Below are 18,663 nucleotides of genomic sequence, written 5' to 3'. Positions count from 1 at the left end.
CGGACTGCCCGTCAGGCGAGGTGCCCGGGCCTTTCCGGATGTCCACAGGCGACCGTAGGCAAGCGAATGCCGCACGATCACGCAGCCGGAGCGCGCACGCCACTTGCGGGGTGCGCCTCGTCCGGCCGGCGTCGCTTACTTGACGCCGTCGCGCTCCATGCGCTTGCGCTCGAGCTTGCGGGCGCGGCGCACGGCAGCAGCCTTCTCGCGAGCGCGCTTTTCCGAGGGCTTCTCGAAGTGGCGACGCAGCTTCATCTCGCGGTAGACGCCTTCACGCTGCAGCTTCTTCTTGAGCGCACGAAGGGCCTGGTCAACATTGTTGTCGCGAACCATGATCTGCATAAACTAGAACACCTCAATAGAACGAACGAGGCCCTCCCCGCATCATCAAAAAGCGAGGAGAACCGCGAATCATGAATGACAAAGCAGAGCCGATTCCCTGCCGGGACCGGTCTTGTTGAGCGCGCCAATATCAAAGTGACACCGCGAAGACAAGCGCGAAGGGCGAAAATCCGCCCCTTCCCCGCGATCCGGCCCGCGCAGCGATTGGAAATCGCGCGATTCACCGTTAAGGCGAGCCCATGCCACAACCTTCCTTTATCGCCGCCTCGCTCTTCGTGGCCTTTGGCGGCGGCCTCGGCGCATGGCTGCGCTTTCTCGTCGGACGCGCCTGGTCCGGCGCGCTCGGCCCCGTGCGCGCGGGCGACTTTCCCTATGGCACGCTGACCGTGAATGTTCTGGGCAGCCTGCTGATGGGACTTCTCGTCGGCTGGCTTGCCCGCTATGGGAGCCACGGCGAAGGCACCCGGCTTTTCCTGGCGGTCGGCCTTCTCGGGGGATTCACGACGTTTTCCTCGTTCAGCCTCGACTTCGTCACCATTCTCGAACGCGGCCAGCCCGGCCTTGCCTGCTTCTACGCAGGACTTTCGGTCATTGCCGGCTTCGTCAGCCTGTTTCTCGGCCTCATCCTCATGCGGAGCCTATAATGCGACCCACCAAGAGCGACGACATGGTCCGCCAGTTCACCGTCGGCCACGACGATGACGGGGTGCGCCTCGATCGCTGGTTCAAGCGCCACCTGCCGCAGGTCGGCTTCGCGATGGTCTCGCGCTGGGCCCGTACCGGACAGGTGCGCGTCGACGGCAAGCGCGCCGACGTCGACACCCGCCTCGTCGCGGGCCAGACGCTGCGCGTGCCTCCCGGCGGCGAGAAGACCCCGGGCGGCAAGGCGCCAAGGCCCAAGCGCGAGCTGAGCGAGGAAGAGATCGAACTCGCCGACTCGATGGTGCTCACGCAGGACCGCGCCGCGATCGTGCTCAACAAGCCGCCCGGCCTCGCCACGCAGGGCGGCTCGGGCATGAAGCAGCACGTCGACGGCCTGCTCGATGCCTATGCCGCAGACGGCCCGCGCCCGCGTCTCGTCCACCGTCTCGACAAGGACACCTCGGGCGTCCTGCTGATCGCGCGCACGCCGGGCAGCGCCGCCTATTTCTCCAAGCGCTTCTCGGGCCGCTCGGCACAGAAGATCTACTGGGCGCTCGTCATGGGCGTGCCCAGCATCGATGACGGCATGATCGAACTGCCGCTCGCCAAGCAGCCGGGCACCGGCGGCGAGAAGATGCATGTCGACGAGGAAGGCGGCCAGCCCTCGCGCACCCGCTACCGCGTGCTCGACCGCGCCGGCAACCGCGCCGCCTGGGTCGAGCTGCACCCGCTGACGGGCCGCACGCACCAGCTGCGCGTGCACATGGCCGCGATCGGCCACCCGATCGTGGGCGACGGCAAGTACGGCGGGCAGGAAGCGTTTCTCTCGGGCACGATCAGCCGCAAGATGCACCTGCACGCGCGCCGCTTGATCATCGATCATCCCGATGGCGCCCCGCTCGACGTCACCGCGCCGCTGCCCGAGCACTTCGCCAATTCGATGGCGAGCCTTGGCTTCGACGAGGAAGACGGCGCCGAGCTGCCCCCGCGCCCCGAAGGCCCGACCAAGGCCGACGAGAAGCGCGCGGCCAAGCAGCACTCCAAGCAGATCCGCAAGGAACGCCGCGGCGAGCGCCGCTCGCGCGCCGGTGACGGTCCGGCCCCGCGCGCCGGTGGCGGCAAGGGCAAACCGGCAGGCAAGGCCTCGGGCAAGCCCGCAGGAAAGGGCTTCGCCAAGCCCGGGAGCAAGACCGGCGGCAAGCCGGGCATGCGCCCCGGTCCGCCCAAGAAGTCCGGCCCCAAGAAGGGCAAGGGCAGCCCGGTTCCCAAGGGCAAGCGCTGAGCCGGGCTGCCCGGTCAGGCCCTGCGACCAGAGACTGAGAAGCCAGAGACTGAGAAGAAGGAACGAGAGCGATGAAGCTCGCCGTGTTCGACTGTGACGGCACCCTGGTCGACGGCCAGGCCGCGATCTGCGAGGCGATGGAGGCGACCTTCGGGGGCGTCGGCCTGCCCGCGCCCTCGCGCACCGAGATCCGCCGCGCGGTCGGCCTCTCGCTGCCGCAGGCCGTGCGCCGCCTGCTGCCCGACAGCACGAGCGAGCAGCAGCAGGCCATGGCCGATGCCTACAAGCAGGCATTCCGTCAGGCACGCACCGAAGGACGCGTCTCGCAGCCGCTCTTCGAAGGCGTGCGCGAGGTGCTCGAGACGCTGCATGCGCAGGGCTGGACGCTCGCCGTCGCCACCGGCATGTCCGACCGCGGGCTCGAGCACTGCCTCGCCAACAACGGCATCGCACAGCTTTTCTCCAGCCTCCAGACCGCCGACCGCCACCCCTCGAAGCCGCACCCCGCGATGCTGGAGGAAGCGCTGTTCGAGACCGGCGCGCAGCCAAGCGAGGCGGTGATGATCGGCGATACCGCCTTCGACATGCAGATGGCGCGCGGCGCCTTCGTGCGCGCCATCGGCGTCGACTGGGGCTACCACCACCCGCACGAGCTGCTCGAGGCCGGGGCCGAGGCGGTAGCCGAAACGCCCGCGCAGCTGCTCGAGCAGCTTCTCAAGTGAGCACGCGCGATCCCGCCATGGTGCGCTTCTTCGCGCTCCACGTGACCCGGCTGCTCGGCATCGCCAGCCTGATCGCCGGGCTGATGATCGTCGAGAACACGCTGCTTCCCGGCCTTCCCGACTGGGCGGGCTACCTGCTCATCATCAACGGCGTCGTCGACATCTTCATCGTGCCGCAAGTGCTGGCGCGCCGCTGGCGCAGCCCGCCGCCTGCCCCGACCACCCCCGACCAGGACTAAGACCCAAGTGAAGCGCTTCTACAAAGAGGTCACCACCGCCCCCGACGCCGAAGCCGAAGGCCACTGGCGCGTCCTGCTCGACGGGCGCCCGATCCGTACCGCCGGCGGGAGGCCGCAGCGCGTGCCGACGTCCGCAATGGCCGAAGCGCTCGCCGCCGAATGGGCTGCACAGGGCGATGAGGTCGATCCGCGCTCGCTGGTGCTGCGCGACCTGACCGACTTCGCCATCGATGCGATCGGGGCCGACCGCGAAGCCGCGATCGCGGGCATCCTGCCTTATGCCGAGACCGATACCCTGTGCTACCGCGCGGATCCCGACGAGGCGCTCTACAAGCGCCAGCTCGCGGTGTGGGAGCCGGTGCTGGAAACGCTGGAGACCCGGCTCGGCGTCACCTTCTCGCGCGTCTCGGGCATCGTCCACCGCCCGCATCCCGAGCAGACCCTCGCGCGGCTGCGCGCCGAGCTGGACGCCCACGACATCTACACGCTCGCGGCGCTCCGGATGCTCGCGAGCCTCGCTGCCTCGCTGGTGATCGCGCTCGAGGCGATCCGCCCCGATGCCGATGCCGAGGCGCTGTGGCGCGCGGCCAATCTCGAAGAGGACTGGCAGGTCGAGCTGTGGGGCGAGGACGCGGAAGCCGCCGCCAACCGCGCCGCACGCTTCGAGGGCTTCAGCCTTGCGATGCGCATGGCCGCCCTCGCCCGGACCGCGTGAGGGGCGGCGCGCACCGCCTTCCGGCTCCTGCGGCGCGCATGAAGCCCCTGACATGAAGATCGTCTTCAGCCGCAAGGGGTTCGACACCACCGCGGGCGGCGTGCCCTCGCCGATCCGCGACGGCGTGCCGCTCTCGCTGCCGATCCCGGCGCGCGACCGTTCGGCGACGCGCTACGCCGATCTCGGGCTTGGCGAGACCGTCGAGACGCTCACGCGCGGCAAGCTGGGCCGCGATGCGCTGTGCCATGACGACCCGATGTTCGCCGATGGCCAATGCTGGTTCGGCCAGTCGGGCGCGGCGCAGGGCCATCTGCGCAAGCATGGCGTGGGCCTGGGCGACCACTTCGTCTTCTTCGGCCTCTTCGCCGATCCCGAGACCGGCGAGCGCCACCACCGCATCTTCGCGCATATGCAGGTCGCGCGCTGCGGCTCGCCCGAGGCCCTGCGCGATGACCCCGCGTTCCCCGCGCCGCCGCGCCCGCATCCGCACACGATCGGGGAGTGGAGCGCGAACAACACCATCTGGAACGGCCCCGCGACTTGCGCACGCAGTGCCCATCCGGACCTGCGTCTCACCGTCGCGGGCGGCCCGCTCAACCTGTGGTCGATCCCCGACTGGCTGCGCAGACGCGGGCTCAGCTACCACGAACGCCCCGCGCGCTGGCTGCGCGGCAACCGGCTCGATTCGGCGCGGCGCGGGCAGGAATTCGTGTGCGATGCGGGCCGCGCCCGGCGCCCGCGCGAATGGCTCGCGCGCGTGATCGAGCTGCTCGCGATGGAGGCGACGCCTGGCTGATCGAACGGTGGATGCGCGCGCGAAAGCGCTTTGCCCGAGGCTGCGAAGCGGGCATTGTCGCAAGACCTCGCCGGGCAAGCCCCGCTCGCCCGCGCGGGGACGATGGACAAGGAGAGCTTCCCGGTGACTGCACCCGTTCGTTTCGCGCCCTTCCCCGCCCTTGCTCGCCAAGCCGCGCGCACGCTCCTCGCCAGCGCGCTTATCGCAGGTCTCGCCGGGCCGCTCGCCGCGCAGACCAAGCCGGATCCCGAAGCCGAGGCACGCCGCCAGCTCAACGAGGAACAGGCGCAGTTCGCCGCCAAGCAGGTCGCGGAGAACACCCAGAAGGAACAGCTCCACGCCGAGCAGATGGTCCAGCAGGAACGCAACGCCACGGCCTACGAGGCGGTGATGAAGCAGTACAACGAACTGGTATCGCGCTACGAGGCCGACCGCGCGCAGTGGGAATCCGAAAATGCCGCCTGTGCCGCGGGCGACAAGGACTCGTGCCCCAAGGCGAAGTAGTGCCCGCCCGGGTCTGGTGCCCGGGCCTTTCGCGCCTCAGCCGTTCGCGGCGAGCTTGAGCTCGGCCTCGTTCTCGACCATTTCGGCAAGGCGACTGAGCGGACCGAGTCCGGGCATCCCGAAGAAGAAGCCCTGCGCCTGCGGGCAGCCTTCCTGCTCGACCATGGCGCGCTGCGCGTCGGTCTCGACGCCCTCGGCGACGACCGGCATGGCAAGGCTGCGCCCGATGCCGATGATCGCGCGGATGATCGAGCGCGCCGCCTCGTCGCTCTCCATCGCCTGGATGAAGCTGCGGTCGATCTTGATCTTGTCGAAGGGGAAGCTCTGCAGGTTCGAGAGCGAGGAATAACCGGTCCCGAAATCGTCCATCACCACCCTGATCCCGCGCGCCTTGAGCGCATTAAGCACCGCGATGGTGCGATCGCGCTCCTTGAGCAGCGCGGTCTCGGTGATCTCCAGCTCAAGCCGCGCGGGATCGAGCCCGGCATCCTCGACGGCGCTGACGACGACGTCCTCGAGATTGGCCATCTGGAACTGCACCGGCGAGACGTTGACCGCGAGGGTCAGCGGCTCGACCCACTGCGCCGCCTCGCGGCAGGCCTGGCGCAGCACCCATTCGCCGATACCAAGGATCGTGCCGGTGTCCTCGGCGATGGGGATGAATTCGCTGGGCGAGACCGCGCCGCGCTCGGGATGGTCCCAGCGCAGCAGCGCCTCGTAGCCAGTCACGCGCGCACCTGCGGTGGCGACCAGCGGCTGGTAGACGATGCGCAGCTGTTCGCGCGCGATCGCCTGGCGCAGATCCGCCTCGAGCCTGCGCCGCTCGCGCGCCTCGAGGTCCATCTGCGCGTCGAAGAAGGCTGCCGTGCCGCGCCCCGAGGTCTTGGCGCGGTACAGCGCGATGTCGGCTGCATTGTGGAGCACATCGGCGCTCGTGCCGTCCTGCGGGCAGACCGCGACGCCGACGCTGACGCCGACCGCACAGGGATCGCGCGCCGGGTCCATCTCCTCGCGGAAGGCGGCGAGGATGCGATTGGCGAGGACACGCGCGCCCTCAGGCTGGTGCGCGCCGACCTGGAGCACAATGAACTCGTCACCGCCCAGTCGCGCCACCGTGTCCGCCCCGCCCACGCAGCGCTTGAGCAGCGCGGCGACGGCCTTGAGCACGCGGTCGCCCTCGCCGTGGCCGAACAGGTCGTTGACCGCCTTGAAGCGGTCGAGATCGAGCGCGAGCACCGCCAGTGGCTCGCCGGTGCGCTGCGAGAGCGCGAGCGCCTGATCGAGCCGCTCCTTGAGCAGCAGGCGATTGGGCAGTCCGGTCAGACCGTCGTGGCGGGCGAGATGCGCGATCTGCGCCTGCGCCGCCTTGGCCTCGGTCAGGTCGCGCACCGCGAGCACCTGCGAGGGCCGCCCGCGGTACTCTATCTCGTGCACCGCGACCTCGAACACCCGCTCGCTGTCCGTGCCGCGCGGGACCGCCTCTATCGGCTTGTCGCGAAGATCGGTGACCGGGCAGCCGTCGGCGGCGGCAAGCAGCGTCTCGGGATCGCGCCCGAGCAGCATGCCGGGCTCGCTGCCCATCCATTCGGCGAAACGCGCATTGGCCTCGACCACGCGGCCTTCACGCACGATGACGATGCCCTCGAGCGTTGCCGCTGCGAAACCCTTGAGATCGGTCAGGTAACGGTCGACCAGCGTCGCGATGCCGGTCAGCAGCACCACCAGCATAGTCGAGAGCACGATCGCGCCGATGACGAAGGTGCGCCCTTCGGCGACCTCGACACGCGGCAGGCGCGGATCGAAGACGAGCGTGGTCGCGGCCATTCCGGTGAAGTGCAAGGTGCAGACCGCGACGATGCTCAGCAAGGCCGCCGCCGGCAGCCGTTTGCGCGCACGCGTGGAAAGATGGCGCGAGAGGTAGAACGCGGCTGAGAACAGTACCACGGCGATCACCGCGCTCACGCCGACCATCGTCCAGTCGTACTCGATGCGCGCCTGCACGCGCAGCGCCGACATGCCGATGAAGTGCATGAGGCCGACGGCCACCGCGAGCATGGTGCCCGCCGTGGCGCAGCTCGAAAGCGAGAACCGGCCGAGCAGCTTGATCGCGGTCCAGAACCCCGAGATGGCGATGACCGCCGAAAGCACGGTGGGCGCGAGCGAATAGCCGATCGGCAGACCGCCCTGGTAGGCGAGCATCGCCACGAAGTGCGTCGCCCAGACCCCCAGCCCTCCGGCCAGCGCCGCGATCGCGAGCCAGGTCGGTCGCCGCCCGCGCGGGCACTCTTGCGCTCGCTCGAGCGCCTGGAAAAAGGTCAGGCTACCGATGATCCAGATCACCGCGGCCAGAGCGACCGTCAGATGATCGTGCTGGTACCAGACACAAGACGCGACTTGAAACATACGTTCCCCCCTCGCGTCCTATACAAGCCCCACGTAGTTGACATGAGGTAAACACTTAAATGGAATTACAGGGGATTGTTCAAATATTTTGCCAAATTACATATTTTGCATAATATTTTCGGGATATTTGGGCACAGTTGTCCAATATCGTGTAATTCACCGTCCAGTGTCTGCATCGACGCGGCTCAAGGGAGCCCCCGAGACCTCGGCCTAGCCCCTACATCGTGCCCACGCCGCGCGTGAACTGGTCGCGCAGGCTGGCGAGCGTGCGCGCGGGGACGGGATCGAGCCTGCGCGCGGGCTTGCCTTTCATCAGCCGCTCGCGGTCCTTCGCCTCGGGTATCACCACCCGCACGCGCACCGCCGCCTTGCCCCGCGCGCGCACGCCGAGCAGTTCGGCCGCGCCGCGCGAGAGATCGAGGATGCGTGCGCTCTCGCCGAAGGGGCCCCGGTCGTTGACCCGCACGAGGATGCGCCTGCCGGTGTCGAGCGCGGTCACCTCGACGTAGCTGGGCAGCGGCAGGTCGCGGTGCGCAGCGGTCACCCAGTCGGCGCGGAAGCGTTCGCCGTTGGCGGTCTGGTTGCCGCTCTCGTTGCCGTACCAGGTGGCATAGCCAAGCATGTCGTAACCCGGCTGCGCGCGCGGGGTGTAGGTGACCCCGCGGATCGCATAGGGCGGCCCGATGCGCACTGGAACGTCGCTGACCGCGCGGTAACGCGTGCCCCCCGCGCAGGCCGAGAGGGCGAGCGCGAGGGAAACCGCGAATGAGGCTGCGAGAGCAGTGCGCCGCATGGCTCAGTTGCGCTCGGCGGCACTCTTGGCACGCACCGCGCCGAATTCGGAGCCTTCCTTCCAGCGCGGCCATGCATCCGAATTGGCGAGCTCCTCGCCGATGGTCCCGGCAAGGTCGATGTCCTGCACCGCGCCCGCGAGGTCCCAGTCGGGCCCGATCGCGTCGCAGGCCTGGTGGTAGCAATTGCCCGTATAGGCATCGATCCAGGCCTGTCCGGCCGCGCGTCCGCCCTGCTTGATGTCGGCCGCGCCCGCGATGCCCATCAGCAGCATGACCGGCACACCACGCTTCGCGAAGGAGAAGTGGTCGGCGCGGTAGAACAGGCCGCGCTCGGGCAGGCTCTCGGGCGTGACGGTGCGCCCCTGCGTCTTCGCGACGCCGGCCATGCGGTCCTCGAGCGAGTTCTGGCCCTTGCCGACGAGCACCACGTCGTTTGCCGCGCCCTGCGTCTGCAGGATGTCGATGGTGAGGTTGGCGACGGTCTTCTCGAGCGGGAAGACCGGGTTGGTCGCGTAGAATTCCGAGCCGAGCAGCCCGCGCTCCTCGGCGGTCCAGGCGGCGAAGACCACGCTGCGCCTCGGGGCCGGCTGGCCCTTCATGACCCGCGCGATGTCGAGGATGCCGGCGATGCCCAGCGCATCGTCGTTGGCGCCCGCACGGTAGATGCGCCCTTGCGCGTCGGGCTCGCCCTTGCCGTAGGCGTCCCAGTGCGCGCCGTACATCACCACTTCGTCGGGGCGCTCGGTGCCCGCGATCTTGCCCAGCACGTTGTGGCTGGCGATCTCTTCGTGGCTGACCGGAACGTCAGCCGCGAATGTCACGCCCTTGAGTGGCACCGGCTTGAATGCCTTGCTGCGCGCGGCCTTGCGCAGCTTCGCCAGATCGAGCCCGGCCGAGGTAAAGAGCCTGCTCGCCGCATCGCCCGAAATCCAGCCCTGCAGCGCAAGGCTGGTGAGGTCACCGGGCTTGCGCACGATGTCGTAGTTCTCGCCGCCCGGGCTCTTGACCACGTTCCAGCCGTAGCCCGCAGCCTCGGTCTCGTGGACGATCAGCGCACCGACCGCGCCCTGGCGCGCGGCTTCTTCGAACTTGTAGGTCCAGCGGCCATAGTAGGTCATCGTGCGCCCACCGAACTTGCCGACCGGGTCCTCGCCCTGGCTCGCGGCGAAGTCAGGGTCGTTGACGAGGAAGACGACGACCTTGCCCTTGAGGTCCGCGCCCTTGAAGTCGTCCCAGCCGCGTTCGGGGGCATCGACGCCGTAGCCGACGAAGACCACCGGGGCATCGGCGATGCTTGCGGTGTCGTCGGGGCGCAGCGTCGAGACGTAGATGTCCTCAGTCTGCTTGACCGGCATCGCGCCCTTGGGCGTCGTGAAGGCGAGCTTGCGCGCAGGCTGCAGCGCGGTGTGGAGCAGCGGCACGGTCTGCACCCACTGGCCGTCCGGCCCGGCGGGCTCGAGCCCGATGTCCTGCATGCGCGCGATGAGGTAGCCGATGGTGCGCTCCTCGCCGGTGGTACCCGGCGCACGGCCCTCGAAGGTGTCGGAGGCGAGCGTGGTCACGTCGCGCGCGATGCGTTCGGGATCAACCGAGACCTTGGCGAGCGCGGGGGTGGCACTGGCTGCGAGTGCGGGGATGGCGAGCGCAGCGGCGAGAAGCAGGGGGGATTTGCGTGTCATGCCCCAATCTTAGGCCCCGGGTACGGGGCGAGGCAAGCGCATGGGCGCGCGCCACAGGCAAGAGCCCGCGCGTCGCGCGACACGCGGGCTCTTGCGGGGATGGACATGTGCCCGGTCGCTGCCGGGGCAACTGTGCCCCTAGCGCGCGACGCGCAGGGTGGGCACCTCGGCACTGGCGAGTGTCATCCCGTTGGCACGCGCGGCCATCTGCATGTTCACGATCTCGTCGCGGGCAGCATAGGCGCGCTGGGTGGATTCGACCCGGCAGTTCTGCATGTGGGCCATTTCGTTGAGGGCCCGGATGTCGGGGGCACCGCACACGTAGCGCACCGCACGGTCGATGCGGTTGGTGAAGGTGTCCATCCCGGCCGAGCTCAGGATGTTGAGATCGTCATAACGGACCTCGCGGGTCGGCACGTCCTCGCGGTACTGCTTCTGGACGATGACCTCTTCGGCGATCACGGGGGTGGCCAGCAGGGCAATGCCTGCGGCAGCGGCGATGGAAAGCGTCTTCATGGTCTTGCTCCTCTTTCGTGGCGCAGGGCGACGACGCGATGGAACCTCGTGTTCCGGCGCATACTGTGCTCGTGAAGCGACCTTCGGGTGCAACGCTTGGAGGCAGCTGCGTCATCGTGCAGCAAGAGGCCTCTCCCTGGCGCGACGAGGCGCCAGCCAAATGGCCTCGGCGCGGGTCGCGTAGTTCCAACAGGGTAATTTATCGGCGTATAACCAGCTGAGTAATGCAATTATATTTTGCAATGACTCGTCCTGCGGTAACAACCTTATACTCCTGTGCGATTCCGATTGGAATAGCGAAGTCCCCTTATTTTTCCGCGCTCCGTGCATTTTTGAACTTTCGAGGCGTGTCTGGCAGGCCTGTGCCCGCGCCCGGGCGTGGTGCTGAGTCGCTGGCCCGTGCCGCCGTCATGGAACGCGCGGCGGCCCCTCTCGTTGGTCCCCGCGAAGGGAGCCCAGCCCCCGCCTGGCAATGGCCGAAAAGGAAGACGATGTTCGACAAGCCCCGCCCGAAGACCTGCACGCACGCGCTCGCCACATGGCTGACGATCCTGTGCGGCGTGCTCTGGGTAGGCTGCGCGCTCGTCCCTCTCGATCCCGCCCACGCCGCCGCGAGTGCTTCGGCCGTGCCGGGCAGCGAGACCGAGGCTGCCGAGCAGGAGGCGGCGCCGAGCGATCCTTACGGGCGCGAGACGCCGCGCGGGGTCGTCAGCGGGCTCGTCAATGCGCTGGCCGCGGGCAATTACGGTGAAGCTGCCGCCTACTTCGAGGCCAGCGTCCAGCCGCAAGGCAGCGCTGGCGACGACAGCAGCAGCGATGTCGACGAGGCCGCGCGCGGCGAGATCGCCCGCCAGCTGCAGCAGGCGCTCGATGCTGGCGGCAGCCTCGAAAGCTACGCCGTCCTCTCCTCCGATCCGGCCGGAACCCTCGACGACGGCCTGCCCCCCGACGCCGAGCGCGTGGGCAAGCTGCGTGGTTCCGAGGGGGCCGAGCCTACGCCGATCCTGCTCACGCGCGGCACGGGCAAGGACGGCGCGCGCATCTGGCGCATCTCGCGCGAGACGAGCGATGCGGTGGCGGCCCAGCTGGCCGAGAGCGGGACGGCCACCGGCGCCGCCAGGGACAACGGCCCCGAAATCGCCGGTGCCTCGATCCAGGACTGGCTCACCCTGTTCGGCCTCGGCCTCGCGATCTACCTCGCCTTCCAGCTGGCAACGAGCGCGCTGCTCTTCCTGATCGGGCGGATGCTCGACAAGGGCCGCGATCACCCCGCCTTCCGCTTCGCCAAGGCGGCCATGCCCCCGCTCAGCCTGTTCGTCGCGATCGTCGTCTTCCAGGTCTGGGCGGACAGCCTGCCGGTCTCGATCGTCGCGCGCCAGCTGGTGCTGCGCTACATCAGCCTCGTCGCGCTCGCCGCGCTGACCTGGTTCCTCCTGCGCCTCGTCGATGCGCTCGGTGCACTGGTGATCACGCGCATGGAGCAGCGCGGCCAGCGCCAGGTCGTCTCAGTGGTCACCCTGCTGCGCCGCGCGGCCAAGCTGCTCCTGCTGTTCGCCGCGCTGGTCGCCTTCCTCGACACTTTCGGGATCGACGTCACCACGGGCATCGCAGCGCTGGGCATCGGCGGCATCGCGCTGGCACTGGGCGCGCAGAAGACGGTCGAGAACCTCGTCGGCAGTGTCTCGCTGGTCGCCGACAAGCCCTTCCAGGTCGGCGACTTCTGCAAGGTCGGCGACGTAATCGGCACGATCGAGGACATCGGCATCCGCTCGACGCGCGTGCGTACCCTCACCCGCACGCTGGTGACGATCCCCAATGGCGACCTCTCGCAACGCCAGATCGAGAACTACGCGCTGCGCGACCGTTTCCTGTTCAACCCCGTCATCGGCGTCGAGTACGGTATCGGCTCGGCCAAGCTGCTCGAGGCGGTCGAGCGCATCGAAGGCGTCCTTTCCGACCACGAGCGCATCGCCAAACCGGGCTTTCGTGCCCGCTTCGTAAGCTTTGGCGCGAGCTCGCTCGACATCGAGATCTTTTCCTACATCGAGGCCGCCGACTACGACGAGAGCCTCGTCATCCAGCAGGACCTGCTGCTGCTGATCTTCGCCCGGCTCGAGGAAGCGGGCATCGGCATCGCCTTCCCGACCCGCACGCTGCACCTCGTGCGCGAGAAGGCGGATCGCGAACAGGGCGAGCGGCTGATGGTGGCGCAGCAGGATACCGGCCAGGGATAGCAATGGGCCTGCGCAGCATCGGGTCCTGAGCCTAAGGCGCGACGCGCGCACAGGCGTATTGATCTGCGTCTGCCCTCGTTCGCCTGCCATACAGTAACGTGCGCTGCCTCTTCGGGGTATCCGCAGCAGGTGGGGACGGATTGACGGCTTTGGCCGCATCGTCCGACCTACCTCATTGATAGCGCCTGTTCGCCTCGTACGCTTCGACTTCCAGTGGCATGTTGCGATGCCCGTACTCGAGCAACTCGCTCATGTACCGACTCACATATTCGCGGAAACTCGCACTGCGTTCGATTTGCGCGACATGCACGAGTTCGTGGGCAAGGCTCGGTCGATCCAGCGAATAGCCTTCGCGCACCCAGATGCTATATCCGAACGCTTGGGCATTGTTGATGATGTCAGGGCCGATGAAGCCGAGGCTCTCCCCGGTCTCTCGCATGTCCTCGTCATCCGCAGGAAACGGCACCGCGTCTACAAAGACAAGACGCACATTTTCCGGATGCTCGATCCCGATCTCACTGGCCAGTGCAATCTGTTGCGTTGTCAGCGGTGTTCCGCGCTCCATGCCTTCAGCTTCGATGCGTCTCGCCCACTCGGTGTATTTCGCGATGAAGCCGGCGTATGGATCGCGTCCTTCATCAGAAGGCTGATGGTCGGCATCAGACATCGATGCATGGGCAGAGGCATTGGCAACGGGATGCAGGCTGGCAGCCAGCATGGCGCAAGCCGAAATGACCGCGCCAAGTCCACCGTAGCGCATTCGCCGGGGTACAACCGCTTCGCTCCGCCTGCAGAAATTCGTCATTTGGCAATCCCTTCCTGACCTTGTGAGCGAAGCCTTAGCCGGCCGTGTCGGGCAGTGTCTTGAACATCATTGCTCCCGATAGCGCGCAGGCGAGATGCCAACGATCGATTGGAACTGGCGCGTCAGGTGGCTCTGGTCCGAAAACCCCAGGTCAGCTGCGATATCCGCCAAGGGGGCACCGGCCAGAAGCATGCGCCGTGCCTCGTGGATTCTTCGTTGGGTGCGATAGGCGAACGGGCTCAATCCGTGCGCGAGTGTGAAGCTGCGAGCCAGATGGAATTTGCTCACTCCGGCTGCTTCGGCAAGTTCATCGAGGCCGAAGCTTTCACGGAAATGCTCATCGATATAGCCCCGAGCCGATCGCACGGCTTCAGGCAGCCGGTTCTCGCGCATTGGCCGGACCGCCGCATCGAAAGCGATATCGATGATTTCGGCGAGTGCGCTTTCCTGTTCCAGCCTGTCTCCCGTTCCCAGCTCGAACCATCGGTGCAACTGCAGAAACCGATGGACGTCCAAGGCATCCGTGCGCGATGGCGCATCGAAGCGAAGGTCGCAGCGGCCGGTATATGTCGCCACCAGTTCAGGCGGCAGGTAGAATACCCGGTACTGGAGGAGATCGCTACCAAGCGAGCGGTTCGAATGAGCCTGCCCCGGATTGAGCGTGATCATGTCGCCTTTGCCGACGACATGGGACGTGCCGTTGACGTCGAGCTCTTCCGCTCCGTTCTCGACCGCTCCGACCACATACTGGTCATGGATGTGTACGGGAAAACTGCGGCTGCGATATGCAACGGCGACAAGTTCAATGCCGACATGTTCGGGGCGCGTGAAGCGCGCGGACGATCCCTTTTGCATCTCGCTGGCCTAGGCGGAGAAGCGATTGCTTCGCAATGCTCGTTGTCGGCGACCGCCATTTCGCTGGTCCATTCGTGCGAGCCGGTCGAGGGTGGATTTGAGACCCTGCCCCCCACTTCGCTCATGACGAGCTTGCCGAAGCATGCCAGCCACAACACAACACCATGCCCGGGGCCTTCGACAGGCTCAGGCTGAGCGGGAGCTGACGGGCCTGATATGGGTCGAAAGCCGACATTGGCACGCAACCTCGTTGCCAGAGCCGCTCGAGGCGAGCCTGCTGCAGCAGCAACTTGTGTCGCCCCTACACTTTCAGAGCAAGTGCCGGCCACATGCATGGCCGGGATTCAGGCCCGCAAGATCGTCTTGCATCAACATTCGGGCAACCGGCGATCACGCCCCCGCCTCTCGCCGTCAGCCCTTCACCCAGGCCGCGACCTGGCGGGCGACGTCGTTGGCGGCGCTGTTGATCGCGGGGCCGACGAATTCGGGCTCGGCCTTCATGACCGGAACGACCGACTCGAAGCGCTTGCGCGCCAGTTCCTCGCTGCCGCGTTCGGAGCGCACCGCATCGAAGCGGACCACCACCGCCGAGCGCTGGGCGTCGTAGCCCATCTCGAGCAGGCGGCCGCCGATGAAGGTCTTGCCGGTGACCTCGTAGTCGCCGCCCTCGAGGACCATGTCGCCGGTATTTGCGCGAATGGTCTCGGCGAGCAGGCCACGGAACAGTCGGGTCGGCTTCTCGATCCAGCCCGCGCCCTTCAGATAGGCGAGGTTCGAGGCATCGACGCGCACCGGCACGCGCAGCATGTCGAGGCTGCGGTCGGCCTCGGGATCGAGCACGATGATGGCATCGTTGAGCTTGCCCTGAGCGCTGTATCCCGCCGGCGCGCTCTGCTCTGCGGTGAGGCGGAACAAGGTGTCGGGCGCCTTGCCCTCGAGGCTGACGCAGCCCGCGAGCGCAAGGCTGGCGAGTGTTGCCGCAAGCGCGCCGCGCCAGACGCGGCCATGGGTACGGGCGTGGCTGCGGACGCCGGAACGGCGGGTGACAGGGTTGGTCGCAGGTGTCATGGTCATCATCGTTCCTCGCCCGATCACGGCTTGTAATCGGGCAGCTTCTGCCCCTTGAACAGCGCGCCGGCGCCCTGTTCGTCGATCTTCTCGGTGACGTTGCGCAGCGCGCGGCTGGTTGCGCGCAGGTCGCGGATCGCGGCCTCGGCGGCAGGCAGCGTGTTCTGCGAGACCTGGTCGAGCGCGGGCTGGGCGTGCTGCATGGTGGTGTCGAGCTGCTTCATCGATTTCTCGGCTGCGGCCAGCGTCGAGCGCAACTGCGCGGCGAGCGAGTTGCCCTCCGAGCCGAGCAGGTCGTCGGCCTTGCTGGCGACCCCCTCGAAGGCGGCGAGCGTCTGCGTCGCCTGTCCCAGCGTGCCCTGCAGTTCCTGCAACGTGCGGCGCATCTCGGGCGTCGCCTGCGCGAGGTCGCGGGTCATCTTGTCGGTGTTCTTGAGAATGCCGCCGATCGAGCGGCGGTTCTCTTCCGAAAGCAGCTGGTTGAGGTTCTCGGTCAACGTGGCGAGGCGCTCCATGAGGAGCGGCGCGTTGCTGAGGATCTCGCCCAGACCACCGCGCTTGGTGGGGATCACGGGCACGCCCTCGGGCCCCGCCTCCGTCAGCTTGGGCGCACCCTTGACCGCGCCTTCGAGCTGGATGTCCGAGACGCCGGTGAAGCTGCCCTGGATCGTCGCGGTGGTGCCCACGGTTACCGGCACCTTGTCGTCGACCTTGACGCGCACGCGCACGAAGCTGGGGTCCTGCGGCCACAGCTCGATCTCGGAGATCTGCCCCACCGGTACGCCGGCGAAGTTGACCTCGGAGCCGCGCGCGAGCCCGTCGACCGACTGCTTGAAGAAGATGTCGTACTGGTCCTGCTTGCCCTCGTTCATCCGCGCGAGCCAGATGACGAAGCCGGCCACGAGTGCCAGCAGCACCAGCGTGATCGCTCCGACCCAGACGTTGTTGGCTTTGGTTTCCATGTCCTCTTGCCTTATGCCCCGGCGCCGGTCGTATCGCCAAGGTTCGAATCCACTTCGGGATCGCCCTTGGCCGCCAGCGCCGCACGGCCGCGCGGGCCGTTGAAATATTCCTGTATCCACGGATGGTCGAGCGCGAGCAGCTCGGGGATGGTGCCGATGGCGATGACCTTCTTGTCCGCCAGCACCGCCACCCGGTCGCAGATCGCGTAGAGCGTGTCGAGATCGTGGGTGATCAGGAACACGGTAAGCCCGAGCGTCTCCTTGAGCTCGCGCGTGAGGCTGTCGAAGGCGGCAGCGCCAATCGGGTCGAGCCCGGCGGTGGGCTCGTCGAGGAAGAGCAGCTCGGGGTCGAGCGCGAGCGCGCGGGCGAGGCCTGCGCGCTTCTTCATGCCGCCCGAAAGCTCGCTCGGATATTTGAACGCGGCCTCGTCGGGCAGCCCCGAAAGGCGCACCTTGAAGCGCGCGATCTCGCGGCGCAGCTCGTCCGAAATCTCGGGGTAGAACTGCTTGAGCGGGACCTCGACGTTCTCGCCCACAGTGAGCGTCGAGAACAGCGCACCGCCCTGGAACAGCACGCCCCAGCGCGAGCGGATGTCGATTTCCTCGCCGTCGCCATCGGCCATCATGTCGCGGCCGAGCACCTCGATCTCGCCGGCGGCGGGCTGCTGCAACCCGATGATCGAGCGCATCAGCACCGACTTGCCGGTGCCCGAGCCGCCGACCACGCCGAGCACCTCGCCGCGCCTGACGCGCAGCGAGAGGTCCTCGTGGATGACGTGCTCGCCAAAGGCGTTGCGCAAGCCATCGACGCGGATCGGGAAATCGTCGCCGTCCTCGAACTGGGCGCTCGTCGCGTGGTGCTGGTCCATGGTCTCGCTCATTTCCAGCCGATCTCGGTGAAGAAGATGGCGAAGAAGGCGTCGAGCACGATCACCGTGAAGATCGCGGTGACCACCGCCTGCGTGGTGCGCCCGCCCACTTCCTCGGCGTTGCCCGAGACCTGCATGCCCTGGTAGCAGCCTGCCATCGCGACGATCAGCGCGAAGACCGGCGCCTTGATCAGGCCGATCCACACGTCGGTGATCGGCACGACCTCCTGGATGCGGCGCAGGAAGGTGAAGAAGGGAATGTCGAGCGCGAAGTTCGAGATGAACGCGCCGCCGATGATCGCCACCACCGCCGAGTAGAAACCGAGGAGCGGCATCATGAAGATCGCCGCGAGCACGCGCGGCACCACCAGCGCCTCCATCGGCGAGACGCCGATCGTGCGCATCGCGTCGACTTCCTCGGTCAGCTTCATCGTGCCGATCTGCGCGGCGAAGGCCGAGCCCGAGCGCCCCGCGACCATGATCGCGGTCATCAGGATGCCCAGTTCGCGCATCGAGAGGCGCCCGGTGAGGTTGATGGTGTAGATCTCGGCGCCGAACTGGGCGAGCTGCACCGCGCCCTGCTGGGCGATGACGATGCCGATGAGAAAGCTCATCAGGCCCACGATCCACAGCGAATTCACGCCCACGTGCTGCATGTGGTGGACCAGCGCCTTGCCGCGAATGCGCCGCGGATGGCGTACCATCGTCGCGAGCGAGACCATCAGTTCGCCCAGAAACGCGAGGACGCGCAGGAAACCGGCACCCCAGCCCTTCACCACTTCGCCGAACTCGCCCACGGTGCGGGTGAGCAGCGATGGCGCCTCGGGCTCGGGCTGCTTGTCGCCCGCGCTGCCGATCGCGGCGAAGAGGCGCTCTGCCTTCTCGCTCGCGCCGACGATCTCCATGCCGCGCTCGTTGGCGCTTTGCAGCACCAGCCATGCGCCGGTAGTGTCGATGTCGGTGACACCCGAAAGGTCGACCCGCGAATAGGAGCCGTGCAGCGCCTCGAGCCTGCGGTCGAGATCGCCGAGCGAGTGGACGCGCAGCGCCCCGCGCAGCACCAGCGTCGGCGCCGCGCCCTCGTCGTTCTCCGACACCGTGAAGTCTGCCCAGTCTCTCATGTACGCTCGTATTGGGGAATAATCTGTGGTCCGGCAAGAAGTTCCGGGCCTGCGACGAACCGTGTTATCATCTGTTTCGCGCCGCTTGTGACATGGCCACGTGGCGAAATCGTGG

19 protein-coding genes are annotated in these 18,663 nt (G+C 67.5%); 8 read left to right on the top strand and 11 right to left on the bottom strand.

Annotated features, from left to right (window positions below; genetic code table 11):
* Positions 1–135: 135 nt before the first annotated feature.
* Positions 136–342 (bottom strand): 30S ribosomal protein S21, encoded by a 207-nt coding sequence (rpsU, locus tag I5E68_RS06045; RefSeq protein WP_039391404.1) that lies wholly within the window; start codon positions 340–342, stop codon positions 136–138.
* A gap of 239 nt (positions 343–581) precedes the next feature.
* Between rpsU and crcB the strand changes: the two genes are divergently transcribed.
* The 7 genes from crcB (at position 582) to I5E68_RS06010 (ending at position 5,242) form a co-directional block, all read left to right on the top strand.
* On the top strand, positions 582–986 hold the full coding sequence (crcB, locus tag I5E68_RS06040; protein WP_197162058.1) for a fluoride efflux transporter CrcB: 405 nt from the start codon (positions 582–584) through the stop codon (positions 984–986).
* Positions 986–2,266, top strand: coding sequence for an RluA family pseudouridine synthase (locus tag I5E68_RS06035; protein ID WP_197162057.1), 1,281 nt, complete (start codon positions 986–988; stop codon positions 2,264–2,266). Before crcB ends, I5E68_RS06035 begins: the two co-directional genes overlap by 1 nt.
* 71 nt (positions 2,267–2,337) lie before the next feature.
* Positions 2,338–2,988 carry an HAD-IA family hydrolase gene (locus I5E68_RS06030; protein WP_197162056.1) on the top strand — a complete coding sequence of 217 codons (651 nt, stop codon included), beginning with the start codon at positions 2,338–2,340 and terminating at the stop codon, positions 2,986–2,988.
* Entirely contained in the window at positions 2,985–3,227 is a 243-nt protein-coding gene (locus I5E68_RS06025; protein ID WP_197162055.1) for a hypothetical protein, read from the top strand. Before I5E68_RS06030 ends, I5E68_RS06025 begins: the two co-directional genes overlap by 4 nt.
* 7 nt (positions 3,228–3,234) lie before the next feature.
* A complete protein-coding gene (locus I5E68_RS06020) occupies positions 3,235–3,942 on the top strand; it encodes an ATP12 family protein (RefSeq protein ID WP_197162054.1) in 708 nt (235 codons plus the stop codon).
* 52 nt (positions 3,943–3,994) lie between these two features.
* Positions 3,995–4,738: an Nmad3 family putative nucleotide modification protein gene (locus tag I5E68_RS06015; RefSeq protein ID WP_197162052.1), complete on the top strand. Its 744-nt coding sequence runs from the start codon at positions 3,995–3,997 to the stop codon at positions 4,736–4,738.
* Positions 4,739–4,792: 54 nt separating this feature from the next.
* Entirely contained in the window at positions 4,793–5,242 is a 450-nt protein-coding gene (locus I5E68_RS06010) for a hypothetical protein (protein WP_228726851.1), read from the top strand.
* A gap of 36 nt (positions 5,243–5,278) precedes the next feature.
* On the opposite strand, the gene I5E68_RS06005 is transcribed toward I5E68_RS06010, so the two are convergent.
* The 4 genes from I5E68_RS06005 to I5E68_RS05990 form a co-directional block, all read right to left on the bottom strand.
* Complete coding sequence (locus I5E68_RS06005; RefSeq protein WP_197162048.1) at positions 5,279–7,645, bottom strand: bifunctional diguanylate cyclase/phosphodiesterase; 2,367 nt, start codon at positions 7,643–7,645, stop codon at positions 5,279–5,281.
* A 217-nt stretch (positions 7,646–7,862) separates the two neighbouring features.
* Entirely contained in the window at positions 7,863–8,438 is a 576-nt protein-coding gene (locus tag I5E68_RS06000; protein WP_197162046.1) for a septal ring lytic transglycosylase RlpA family protein, read from the bottom strand.
* A 3-nt stretch (positions 8,439–8,441) separates the two neighbouring features.
* Positions 8,442–10,118, bottom strand: a complete 1,677-nt coding sequence (locus I5E68_RS05995) for a M28 family metallopeptidase (protein WP_197162044.1) — start codon at positions 10,116–10,118, stop codon at positions 8,442–8,444.
* Between the two features lie 138 nt (positions 10,119–10,256).
* Positions 10,257–10,634, bottom strand: a complete 378-nt coding sequence (locus tag I5E68_RS05990) for a UrcA family protein (protein WP_197162041.1) — start codon at positions 10,632–10,634, stop codon at positions 10,257–10,259.
* A gap of 491 nt (positions 10,635–11,125) precedes the next feature.
* On the opposite strand from I5E68_RS05990, the gene I5E68_RS05985 reads away from it, so the two are divergent.
* On the top strand, positions 11,126–12,868 hold the full coding sequence (locus tag I5E68_RS05985) for a mechanosensitive ion channel family protein (RefSeq protein ID WP_197162039.1): 1,743 nt from the start codon (positions 11,126–11,128) through the stop codon (positions 12,866–12,868).
* 172 nt (positions 12,869–13,040) lie between these two features.
* Here I5E68_RS05985 and I5E68_RS05980 read toward each other — a convergent pair whose 3' ends face one another.
* The 6 genes from I5E68_RS05980 to I5E68_RS05955 form a co-directional block, all read right to left on the bottom strand.
* Entirely contained in the window at positions 13,041–13,673 is a 633-nt protein-coding gene (locus tag I5E68_RS05980) for a hypothetical protein (RefSeq protein ID WP_197162037.1), read from the bottom strand.
* A gap of 66 nt (positions 13,674–13,739) precedes the next feature.
* Positions 13,740–14,528 carry an AraC family transcriptional regulator gene (locus I5E68_RS05975; RefSeq protein WP_197162033.1) on the bottom strand — a complete coding sequence of 263 codons (789 nt, stop codon included), beginning with the start codon at positions 14,526–14,528 and terminating at the stop codon, positions 13,740–13,742.
* Positions 14,529–14,939: 411 nt separating this feature from the next.
* Complete coding sequence (locus tag I5E68_RS05970) at positions 14,940–15,602, bottom strand: ABC-type transport auxiliary lipoprotein family protein (protein WP_228726850.1); 663 nt, start codon at positions 15,600–15,602, stop codon at positions 14,940–14,942.
* A gap of 17 nt (positions 15,603–15,619) precedes the next feature.
* Entirely contained in the window at positions 15,620–16,558 is a 939-nt protein-coding gene (locus I5E68_RS05965) for an MlaD family protein (RefSeq protein ID WP_197162029.1), read from the bottom strand.
* Between the two features lie 11 nt (positions 16,559–16,569).
* A complete protein-coding gene (locus I5E68_RS05960; protein WP_197164617.1) occupies positions 16,570–17,427 on the bottom strand; it encodes an ABC transporter ATP-binding protein in 858 nt (285 codons plus the stop codon).
* Between the two features lie 8 nt (positions 17,428–17,435).
* Positions 17,436–18,548, bottom strand: coding sequence for an ABC transporter permease (locus I5E68_RS05955; RefSeq protein WP_197162026.1), 1,113 nt, complete (start codon positions 18,546–18,548; stop codon positions 17,436–17,438).
* Positions 18,549–18,663: the final 115 nt, after the last annotated feature.

Source organism: Novosphingobium aureum, assembly GCF_015865035.1.
Taxonomy (GTDB): domain Bacteria; phylum Pseudomonadota; class Alphaproteobacteria; order Sphingomonadales; family Sphingomonadaceae; genus Novosphingobium; species Novosphingobium aureum.
Note: the sequence above shows the minus strand (reverse complement) of the source record. Positions and strands in the feature narration are given on the sequence as shown.